This window comes from Bacillota bacterium (assembly GCA_023511485.1).
Taxonomy (GTDB): Bacteria; Actinomycetota; Aquicultoria; order Aquicultorales; family Aquicultoraceae; genus CADDYS01.
In genome coordinates this window covers 23,714-33,373 of sequence record JAIMBH010000027.1, presented here as the reverse complement: position 1 = coordinate 33,373, position 9,660 = coordinate 23,714, and the positions used below count along the sequence as shown (strand labels likewise).

The following is a 9,660-nucleotide window of genomic DNA, read 5'->3' as shown; positions in this document are numbered from 1 at the left end:
GATCACAATCTATCACGAAGAAGAACTCAGATATCTCCTTTTCGTAGCAAGGACGGTTGATTCGATGTCAACAGATGAGCATTGGCTGACGGAACATGAGTGTTACCAAAAGTTGCGGCGTGCCATTGTAGAAGGCGCTTTGATGCCCAATGAGCGACTCATCGAAATGGAACTGGTCCGAAGATTCCGAGCGAGTCGGTCAACCATTCGAACCGTGCTTGCCCGTTTGGAACAGGAGGGGTTGGTTGAACGTGAGCGTTACCGCGGTGCAAGAGTACGAATGGTGACTCTTGAAGAGGCGAGCGAAATCCTTGAGGTACGGATGGCTCTGGAATGTCTGATCGTCCGGCATGCTGCTGAGAGAGGCACCGACGAAGAGGTGTTTCGGTTGCAAACCATCTTAGGGGTTATGCGCGACAAGCGACAGCGCGGCGATCTCATCGGATATTCTGAAGGGAATGCCTCGTTGCACCGAGCAATTGCCGAAATGTCACGTCATCAAACGGCAACGCGACTTCTGGACATGTTAAACTCTCAATCCGTTCGTTTTCAGTACCGAACGATTCTGGCGCCCGCTCGGCCGGACCAATCCCTCGCTGAACATGCGACAATCGTGAGTGCCATTGCGGCGCGTGACCCGGATTCCGCAGAGGCGGCGATGAAGATTCATCTTTCTCGTGTTCATGATGTGTTGCGCAGCACGCACGTGAGACTCTAAACACATCGCATATTTTGGACCAAATTGTTGACAAAAAAGTTGACCAATTCATCGAACATGGAAGAACTGAGGTGAACACGTTGAATCATGTACGAGATGAAGACATTGTCCGTCTTCTGGCCGGAGCCTATGACACCCACTTGCACATCGAGCCCGACCTGATTGCGCGCAGGACGGACGATCTTTCTCTCGCCCGTGAATTTGTGGCCTTAGGATGGAAGGGATTCGTGCTCAAGTCACACTACTTTCCAACAGTGGAACGGGCCAAAGTGGTGTCCGCAGCGGTGCCCGGTGTCCACGTGATCGGTGCCGTGGCACTGAACCACACCTGTGGTGGTTTCAACCCGGTTGTGGTGGACGTCGCGGGGCGGGCAGGTGCGCGTGTGGTGTGGCTGCCCACTGTGGATGCTGCAAACGAAAGTCCGGATCGACAGGCGCAACGCGGTGAGCGGCATCAACCATTCTGGGCGAAGATTCAAAGTGAAATCCGTGGCAAAGGATTCGCGCCGCCGCCGCTGTCCGCCCTGGACGAGACAGGACAGTTGCGGTCCGAAGTCCGTACCTGCCTGGAGATTGTCGCGGAGTATGATATGGTCCTCGCTACGGGACACTTGGCCCGCCATGAGATTTACGCCGTCGTCGCCGCCGCGCGCGAAGCGGGTGTCCGGCGAGTGGTGGTGACGCACGCCTTATTCCCGTCCGAAGGACTCTCTGTCGACGACCAGGTACGGCTTGCCGAAATGGGTGCCTACATAGAGCACTGCTATACCACCTTCTACACGGGAAAATGCTCATGGGAAACGCTGTTTGCTGCCGTTCGGGCGGTCGGACCGGACAGGACTCTGCTTTCGTCCGATCTCGGCCAGAAGACCAATCCCCCTGTAGTTGAGGGGCTGGCCGACTTTGCGTCCCGGCTGATTGAGGCCGGATTCCCGCGGGAGGGCGTGCGGCGGATGATGGTTGACAACCCGGCGCAACTCGTCGAGGTGTGAGTAAACGAGCAAGGGGGGCGACGATGACATGAAACATCCTGGAACGCTGATGGTCGTCAGTGCGCACGCGGCGGATTTCGTGTGGCGGGCGGGCGGAGCCATCGCGCTGTACGCGGAACGTGGCTGGAATGTCCGCGTGTTGTGCTTGTCCTTCGGCGAGCGAGGGGAGTCAGCGCGGCTGTGGAAGGATGGGAAGACACTCGAAGAGATCAAGGCGATCCGTCGCTCAGAATCAGAACAAGCTGCTGCCATTCTTGGAGCAGAGGTGCGGTTTCTGGATGCGGGGGACTATCCGCTCGAGGTCACCCGCGAATTGAGGGATGCCCTGGTGCAGGAGTTCCGGATTCATCGGCCGGACGTGATCTTGACGCATTCCCTGCAGGACCCGTACAACGCGGACCATCCGCGGACAACGCAGCTGGTGCTGGAGACCCGCATTCTCGCGCAGGCGCACGGATATCCGTCGCAGTATCCCGTGATTGGGGCTCCGCAGGTCTTTCTGTATGAGCCGCATCAACCGGAACAGTGCGGATTCCGGATCGACCTGTTGCTCGACATCACGTCAGTGTTTGAGAAAAAGCGTCAGGCAATGGAGTGCATGGCCGCCCAAGAGCACCTGTGGGCCTACTACACCGATGTTGCGAAGCGCCGCGGCGTGCAGGCCGGACGTAACTCCGGCCAGGCAATCGTGTATGCCGAGGCGTACCAGCGCGTGTATCCAACGGTCGGGGGTGAGTTCGTATGACGCGGCGCGTGATTGTAACCGATGTACCGCGGCCCGAAATGTCGGATGTAGAGCGGCTGGGTACCTACGGGGTTGCCACTTTGCATGAAGCGATGGGTCGATCCGGTCTCATGCAACCTTATCTCCGCCCCATCTACCCGACTGCACGTGCAGCAGGCACGGCGGTGACGGTGCTGTGTCATCCCGGCGACAACCTGATGGTCCATGCCGCCATTGAGGTTTGTCAGCCTGGCGATGTGCTGGTCGTGGCGACCGCTGCCCCATCAATGGACGGCATGTTCGGAGAGCTGTTGGCTACTTCCGCCCGGGCTCATGGAGTGGTTGGACTGGTGATGGATGCTGGGGTGCGGGACGTGGATACGCTCACCGCGATGCAGTTCCCTGTCTGGTCGCGCTCTGTTTCGGCGAGTGGGACGGTGAAAGAGACAGTTGGTTCTGTAAACGTACCGGTGGTGTGCGGCGGGACACTGGTACGACCGGGAGACGTGATTGTCGCTGATGGCGATGGCGTCGTGTGTGTACCCCGGCGGGCGATTCCAAAGGTGTTGGCTCAGGCGGAGGCGCGCGCGACGCGAGAAGAGGAGACACGGGCACGGCTGGCAGCGGGAGAGCTGGGATTAGACATCTATGGTCTCCGCGAAAAGTTGAAGGCACTCGGTGTGCAATATGTCCGTTACGGCGAATGGGAGGAATGAGGGGTGCGCATCGGATTCATTGGCTTTGGAGAAGCGGCGTCTGCGATCGCGGCGGGGCTTAAGCAGGAGGGCGTGGCGGACATCGTCGCATATGACGTCGCCGACACACCCATCGTACAGTCACGCGCGGAGGCGATTCATGCCCATTTGGTGACGAGCAAGGAAGAACTTGCACGTCAGGCAGACGTCATATTGTCCATGGTAACGGCATCTGTGGCGCTCAACGTGGCGCAAGACATCGCTCCGTACCTGCGGCCAGGGACGGTCTACGCGGATCTCAATTCTTGTTCACCGCGAACCAAGCGTGAGATTTACGAGATGCTGGAAAATGTGGCGCCTGAGGTGGAGTATGCCAGTGTGGCGGTAATGTCCGCGGTTCCTCCGCTCCGGCATAAGGTTCCCATGGTTGCGGATGGCCCGGGTGCAGCCCGTCTGCATGAACGATTGTCCCCTTATCACATGAACATTCAGGTGATCCAGGGCCCGGTTGGTGCCTCGGCAGTGCTGAAGATGTGCCGCAGCGTGATCGTCAAAGGGCTTGAGGCTCTGTTTCTGGAGGCACTGGTCGCCGCAGACAGGGCAGGGGTAGCGGAACAAGTATTAGCATCCCTGGACGCGTCGTTTGGCAGCATGAGTCTTTCCGGCATGGGCGATTATCTGTTGAGAAGGCACTGGGTTCACGGCCGGCGCCGTGCACATGAAGCTCAAGAAGCGATTCGGACCGTTGAGGAGCTCGGCGCGGAAGCTTGGGTCACTCGTGGCGTGGCACAACGATTGGAGTGGGGTGCGCAGATGAGAGAGCAAGCGGCTTCCATGCCAGACGAGCTTCCGTCGTACAGGGACGTGCTGAGAGCGTTTCGTTTGGCAGAAGGAGACGTCCAACTCGATTAACCGCAATGTGGCGACGTCTAATCGCAATGCAGTGACCTTTCTTCCATTTGTGATTGCAGCGCCTCGTCCACGAAATTTTGGATAGCGCTTAGAAAGGTGCGAAGGTAAGTTACAACTTGCAGAGGAGATGGAGTCATTGACAACACTGGCCGAGCATATGGTGACGGTTTTGAAAAACACAGGTGTGAAACGGATTTTTGGCTATCCGGGTGGAGCCACATTGGATGTCATGGAAGAAGCACACAAGCAAGGGGTAGATTTTGTTCTGACGAGAGCAGAGTGGTCGGCGGCGTACATGGCGGCCATGACGGGTGACCTGAGCGATGCTCCTGGTGTCGTACTCGCCACCCTGGGACCCGGGGCCACGAACCTCGTGAACGGGGTATCGCATGCCTATCTCGACAGGTCGCCGATGATTGCGATTACGGGTCGCCCTTCCTTGCGGGAGAGCCGGAGTGTGCATCAGAGGTTGCCTCAGGTCAGCTTATTTGAACATGTCACGAAATGGAGTACGACCTTGACGGCAGAGAGTGGTGCATTTGATATCCGGAAGGCCGTCAGAATTGCGAAGGCAGAAAGACCGGGACCGGTTCACCTGGATCTTCCCAGCGATCAACCGAAAAAACCGGTCAATCCGTTACCGGAAAGATATGACAAGCTGGCACAAACGGTAATCTACGGGACTGTGGAACAGCCGGATGAATTGATTCTCCGCTTGAACGAGAGCCGGCGTCCCGTGGCATTGGTGGGACCGGGTACCATTCGGAACCATGCGTCCAACGCGTTGAGATCATTTGTGGAGGCCTGGGGCATCCCAGTGGTGACGAGCGTCAAGGCGAAAGGGGTATTGGACGAGAGACACCCGTACTGGTGCGGTGTCATAGACATGGCGGGTGCCAAGCGGATCCGGCAATTCCTCAATGAGTGCGACCTGATTGTCGCGATATGTTTTGACCCTGTGGAACTCATCGGGGCGTGGACGATTGACGTGCCTGTGATTCATGTGGATTTGGTACCAGATATGGATTGTGCTTACGGTGCAGAGGTTGAGGTCATGTCTAATGTTTGCGGTTTGCTGGAAGGATTGGCGAAGCATCCCGTTCCAGGCCCGAAATGGCGTGAGGAAGACGTGCGACGCTTTCGAGTGGAGTTAGAGTCCGACCTTGTGGCACAGCTGCCGGGAATCCTGCCATCTCGCGTGGTCCGCGCAGCACGGGAGGTTTTGCCGGAGGATACGCTGGTTGTCACGGATACGGGATCGCACAAGGTCCTCCTGGGTCAGTTGTGGAGTGCGTACTCTCCAAAGACATATTTCGTGTCCAATGGACTGGGGACCATGGGCTTTGGTTTGCCGGGAGCCATTGCGGCGAAGTTGGTTGAACCGAACAAGCCGGTCGTGTGTTTCACCGGTGACGGCGGATTTGCGATGGTAAGCTCGGAACTGCAGACAGCAGTCGAGAAAGACTGTAAGAAAATCACTTATACCGGAAACGGGATTGAAACGCGTCTCCACTAGAGTGCCCTCCGCTCATTATAAGAAGTAAGAAAATCACTTATACCGGAAACGGGATTGAAACCGTGAAATTGTCCACGCTCTGTAATAATCATTTGCGGGTAAGAAAATCACTTTTCAAAGTGTGCTTGAAAAGGGTGGTGTTATATAGATCAGGTGACAGGCACCGGGCAGTGCTTTGAGCAGGTGAAATGATGCCTAATGAGGCAAAAAGCGTAAACATGTGAAAGCATTCTGCTAGCTTGGGGTATAAGCATAAACATATAAGAGCATGCCGCTGTCCATTTGCTGCTACTGTTAATGCTTGCCGATCCATTTGCCGCTATTGTCACAAGCAATTTTGCTAGTGGTATAATGTGTATGGAGGTTTTCTGCTGGTGGATAAAAAACAATTGCTGTTGAAGATTTTTAGGATAGCGGCTCTCGTACTGGTTATTGCGGCTGTTGCCGTTGCAGTTGCTTCTTATATGTTTATGGCAAATCTCGAGAAAAAGATGAAGCTGCCCCCAAAAGAGGTAAAAGCGGTAGGTAAGGTAATAAAAAAGCCGACAGATAACGCTCCTTTTTATGTCCTTTTGGTCGGTACAGATAGGCGGCCTGATTGGTCAGTTTCCCGTGCCGACACTATTATGGTTCTTAGGGTCGATACCGAAAGCAAAAGGATGCACCTGCTGTCTATTCCCAGGGATTCCCGGGTTGCGATCGAGGGGCATGGTCTTGATAAAATTAACCATTCATTTGCTTTTGGTGGGGCTCCGCTGCTTATAAAAACAGTTGAAGACTTTACCGGTTTACCGATAAATTACTATTTCCAAGTCGATTTTCAGGGTTTTAGCGAGATGGTCGATGCCGTGGGAGGAATTTATTTTAACGTCGACTCAAGCTGGATCAATGGCAAAAATCAAACGGTATCTTCTGGCTCTAATGTGTGGGTAGATAAGTTAAGCGGGTCAAAGGTGAGGTTTGGCAATCTTAAAAGAGATGGCAAAGAGATCCTGGGGCTTCTTCGTGTGCGCAGTTATCCGGATGGTGACTTTACCCGCATAAAGCATCAACAGCAGTTCATACGTGAGGTCATGAAGCAGACGTTAAACTCATATACGGATATCCCGAGACTCGCTTCAATCGGCGCGTCGTATACCAGGACTAATATGGATATAGCTAAAATAATTGCACTGGGCAAAAACTTTACCGACCCTCAGCTAGACTTGCAAATGGCAACAGTGCCCGGCAAAACGGGAATGCTAAAAGGGGTCAGTTATGTGTTTCCGGACAACTCAGCAAAAGATGAGCTGGTCAGGCAGATGAAGGAAGGACAAAACTTCTCCCAGGGCCCGAAATAATGTTCAAAGACCATCGCCCTCCTTCATCTGCTTAACGATATATTCTGCCGCTCTTACTGCCAGTGCCTGGGCTGTCAGGGTCGGGTTGGCTGCGCCTGAGGTCACAAAGATTGGTGTGCCGGCAATAAACAAATTTGGGATGTCATGCGACTGCCCGTATGAATTGACAACGGATGTCTTTGGATCGCCTCCCATGCGGCAGGTTCCCATAAGGTGAGCTGATGCCGGGGCAGGGAAGGTTTCGATCGCACCGGCAGCCTTCATAATATCCTTAGATATTTTAAGGCCACGCTCGATCAGCTTTCTATCGTTATCGCCGTATTTAAAATAGATAATCGGGATAGGCATACCGAACTCGCCAATCTCATCGGATAGCTCGATTCGGTTTTCTTTGTTGGGTAAGACTTCGCCGATAATTCCGTTTCTCATGTAATAGTTATAGTCTTTCATGAAGTCAAGCAGTCTTTTGCCCCAGAGGTCGCGTCTTGAGTTGACTGCAAGATTAACGAAATCAATTGGCCGGCCTGAGTAAGGGCCGATGGAAAAACCTCGCTTGTAACTGTTCTTTGGGTCGGTTTCATAAAAGTCTTGAGTGATAACAGTTGTTGGCGGGTTGCGGTACATGCGAACTGGCTTGGGAAACTTTGCGTAGACGAGATGGTCAGAGTGAACCATCAAATACCTGCCGACTACACCTGATGAGTTGGCAAGCCCGTCCGGAAAGTCGATGTTTTTTGACACAAAAAGAAGCCTCGGCGTCTCTATTGCAAAGGCAGAGAGGATTACTATTTTCGCATTGATGCACTGAGTGGCACCATTTCTAACAAACTCAGCGCCGCTTACTTTGCCGTTTTTGTCGGTAAGGATTTTAGTCACGTAGGCGTTGGGGACTATCTCGGCATTGTATTTCTTAGCCTTTGGGATAAAGTTAAGCAGCGCGTGCGACTTGGCATTTGGTTTGCATCCCTCGTGGCAAAAACCTCGGTTAGTGCAGGGCTCTCTCTTAAAACCCCATGGGTCTTTATAGTATGCGGTCACCATCGCCAGCGGGCATACTGCTGACCTGATGCCAAGCTTTTCACAGCCTTCAATAAATTTATCTGCCTGGCAGTCGGTTTGGTGCTCGGGCTGGGGGTAATTTCCTTTGCCTTCCCAAGGCCAATCCTCAGGTCCGGCTACAGGCAGTTCACGCTCGATAAAGTCATAATAGGGGGCGAGGTCGTCGTAAGTTATAGGCCAATCCACTCCGACGCCGTCCAAACTTTTTGTCTTAAAATCAGATGGATGCAGGCGAAGCGCCATCATAGTATAGTGGATGGTGCCGCCGCCTACTGCCTTGCCCGAAGTTGACGTACCGATGCCGATTCGGTTCTCGCCAGCCGATGCGTTGACTCGCGGCCAGTCCCAAAAGAGCTTTCGCATCTCCCACTCATCGGAGACCCAATCTTTTTTAGGGTCCCAATAGGGACCGGCGTCAAGGCAGATGACGGATAGCCCGGCCTCGGCAAGTTGTCCAGCAAGCACCGAGCCCGCCGCGCCGGTTCCGATAATTAAAATATCAAATTTCCCATCCATTGTTTTTCTCTCCGAGCTCGGGCTCGTACTTCATCCTCTCATCGCAACCCAGCTGATAATAACCGTAGGGGTAAGCTGGGCCAGCAAACTCCATCTCGTTCCAGGCGTGAGGGAAGGAGGCGTAAATCGCCGTGATGTCTGCCACCAGTGTTTGAAAGAACAGCTCTGCCGGAAACTCCCAGACATCTGCTTTTGTCTCTCCTTGAGATAAACTTTCAAGCAGCCTGGTTGTTTCATCAAAAGTCAACTCAGTGATGCTTTTGCCAAATTCAGCCTCTGCTTCTTTCTCTAGGAAGGAGAGACCCTTTTTATACATCTCGGGCTTCCAGGGAAGCTCGATCAGCCGCACGCCTTTTTTTCCGCTGTTCTGTAATTCGCGGCCCAATATCTCTTTTATTGGTATGTTCTCATGGACGCCGGGAATTATTGCCTCGATGATCTTTGCGACAATAGATAGCTCGTCCTCGCCAAAGAAGTTTTGCTGTGGCACAGTGGCAATGCGCTTTTCAATTACCTCTCTTGTCGCTTTGTCCCAATGGTTTTTCCACGACAGTACATCAAATTTCATTTAACCCCAAATTATGCCAGAGATGCCAGTACTCCAAGATGTCAAAAATCTATTCCGTAGCCTGTAAAAGACCTTAGTGCTTCGGCACATCAAGATTTCGGCACTTAAACCATATCAACCTCATCGGCATCCCCGCGTAAGCAGTAGTAACGCGATGTTAGTTCACAGCCGTCCCAAACCGGACAACTTGGACAAACACACGGAAGAAGCCCGTCAAAGCCACCGCAGTCAGTTGCTCCGATTGAACAGTATAATCTAACCAGTAATTTTGGGTTAGATATCTGAGACGTATCTTTCGGCACTTGCTCTTTTTCCATCCTTTCATTTGCGCAGTCGCTTGACCCCTCTACAGGGCAGGATGGGCAAAGGCATTTATTTAAGTTATCCACGCTAAAGTCGACTTTTGGCATCGCTCCCATTATTCCCGTTTGCTTAGTATTTTATAAGCACTGGAAATTGAGAACGGATAATCACCGAACTCAAAAGATTTCTTAGTTAGTATTAGACTGGGCTTTTCTTGACTTTAGCAGGCCGTTTGGCTATGCTAAATACGCACTTGGTTTGCGTTTTCAGGCGGAAATCGCAGAAATTTCACAAAGGCACGCGTGCTTTATAGCACG

At 53.2% G+C, this 9,660-nt stretch carries 10 protein-coding genes; 7 read left to right on the top strand and 3 right to left on the bottom strand.

Going from position 1 to position 9,660, the window contains the following annotated elements:
- Positions 1 to 64: 64 nt before the first annotated feature.
- The 7 genes from K6T91_09125 to K6T91_09095 all read left to right on the top strand — a co-directional run bounded on the left by K6T91_09125 (position 65) and on the right by K6T91_09095 (position 6,897).
- A complete protein-coding gene (locus K6T91_09125) occupies positions 65 to 718 on the top strand; it encodes a GntR family transcriptional regulator (GenBank protein MCL6472954.1) in 654 nt (217 codons plus the stop codon).
- Between the two features lie 80 nt (positions 719 to 798).
- Positions 799 to 1,710, top strand: coding sequence for a cytosolic protein (locus K6T91_09120; protein ID MCL6472953.1), 912 nt, complete (start codon positions 799 to 801; stop codon positions 1,708 to 1,710).
- A gap of 28 nt (positions 1,711 to 1,738) precedes the next feature.
- Positions 1,739 to 2,455 carry a PIG-L family deacetylase gene (locus K6T91_09115; protein ID MCL6472952.1) on the top strand — a complete coding sequence of 239 codons (717 nt, stop codon included), beginning with the start codon at positions 1,739 to 1,741 and terminating at the stop codon, positions 2,453 to 2,455.
- The gene (locus tag K6T91_09110) at positions 2,452 to 3,150 is read left to right on the top strand and encodes a 4-carboxy-4-hydroxy-2-oxoadipate aldolase/oxaloacetate decarboxylase (protein MCL6472951.1); all 699 of its coding nucleotides are present in this window, start codon (positions 2,452 to 2,454) and stop codon (positions 3,148 to 3,150) included. Before K6T91_09115 ends, K6T91_09110 begins: the two co-directional genes overlap by 4 nt.
- Before the next feature lie 3 nt (positions 3,151 to 3,153).
- Complete coding sequence (locus K6T91_09105; GenBank protein ID MCL6472950.1) at positions 3,154 to 4,041, top strand: DUF1932 domain-containing protein; 888 nt, start codon at positions 3,154 to 3,156, stop codon at positions 4,039 to 4,041.
- A 136-nt stretch (positions 4,042 to 4,177) separates the two neighbouring features.
- Entirely contained in the window at positions 4,178 to 5,557 is a 1,380-nt protein-coding gene (locus K6T91_09100) for a thiamine pyrophosphate-binding protein (GenBank protein MCL6472949.1), read from the top strand.
- Between the two features lie 374 nt (positions 5,558 to 5,931).
- Positions 5,932 to 6,897, top strand: a complete 966-nt coding sequence (locus tag K6T91_09095) for an LCP family protein (protein ID MCL6472948.1) — start codon at positions 5,932 to 5,934, stop codon at positions 6,895 to 6,897.
- A 3-nt stretch (positions 6,898 to 6,900) separates the two neighbouring features.
- On the opposite strand, the gene K6T91_09090 is transcribed toward K6T91_09095, so the two are convergent.
- The 3 genes from K6T91_09090 to K6T91_09080 form a co-directional block, all read right to left on the bottom strand.
- Entirely contained in the window at positions 6,901 to 8,472 is a 1,572-nt protein-coding gene (locus tag K6T91_09090) for a GMC family oxidoreductase (GenBank protein MCL6472947.1), read from the bottom strand.
- Positions 8,456 to 9,040 (bottom strand): gluconate 2-dehydrogenase subunit 3 family protein, encoded by a 585-nt coding sequence (locus tag K6T91_09085; GenBank protein ID MCL6472946.1) that lies wholly within the window; start codon positions 9,038 to 9,040, stop codon positions 8,456 to 8,458. The genes K6T91_09090 and K6T91_09085 overlap by 17 nt, the downstream gene beginning before the upstream one ends.
- Before the next feature lie 104 nt (positions 9,041 to 9,144).
- Positions 9,145 to 9,459 (bottom strand): DUF2769 domain-containing protein, encoded by a 315-nt coding sequence (locus K6T91_09080; protein ID MCL6472945.1) that lies wholly within the window; start codon positions 9,457 to 9,459, stop codon positions 9,145 to 9,147.
- Between the last annotated feature and the right edge of the window lie 201 nt (positions 9,460 to 9,660).

What these genes read in the sequence shown, in the direction of transcription:
- K6T91_09085 (MCL6472946.1), bottom strand. Translation starts at nt 9,040, where the DNA reads ATGAAATTTGATGTACTGTCGTGGAAAAACCATTGGGACAAAGCGACA.
- K6T91_09125 (MCL6472954.1), top strand. Translation starts at nt 65, where the DNA reads ATGTCAACAGATGAGCATTGGCTGACGGAACATGAGTGTTACCAAAAG.
- K6T91_09090 (MCL6472947.1), bottom strand. Translation starts at nt 8,472, where the DNA reads ATGGATGGGAAATTTGATATTTTAATTATCGGAACCGGCGCGGCGGGC.
- K6T91_09110 (MCL6472951.1), top strand. Translation starts at nt 2,452, where the DNA reads ATGACGCGGCGCGTGATTGTAACCGATGTACCGCGGCCCGAAATGTCG.
- K6T91_09115 (MCL6472952.1), top strand. Translation starts at nt 1,739, where the DNA reads ATGAAACATCCTGGAACGCTGATGGTCGTCAGTGCGCACGCGGCGGAT.
- K6T91_09080 (MCL6472945.1), bottom strand. Translation starts at nt 9,459, where the DNA reads ATGGGAGCGATGCCAAAAGTCGACTTTAGCGTGGATAACTTAAATAAA.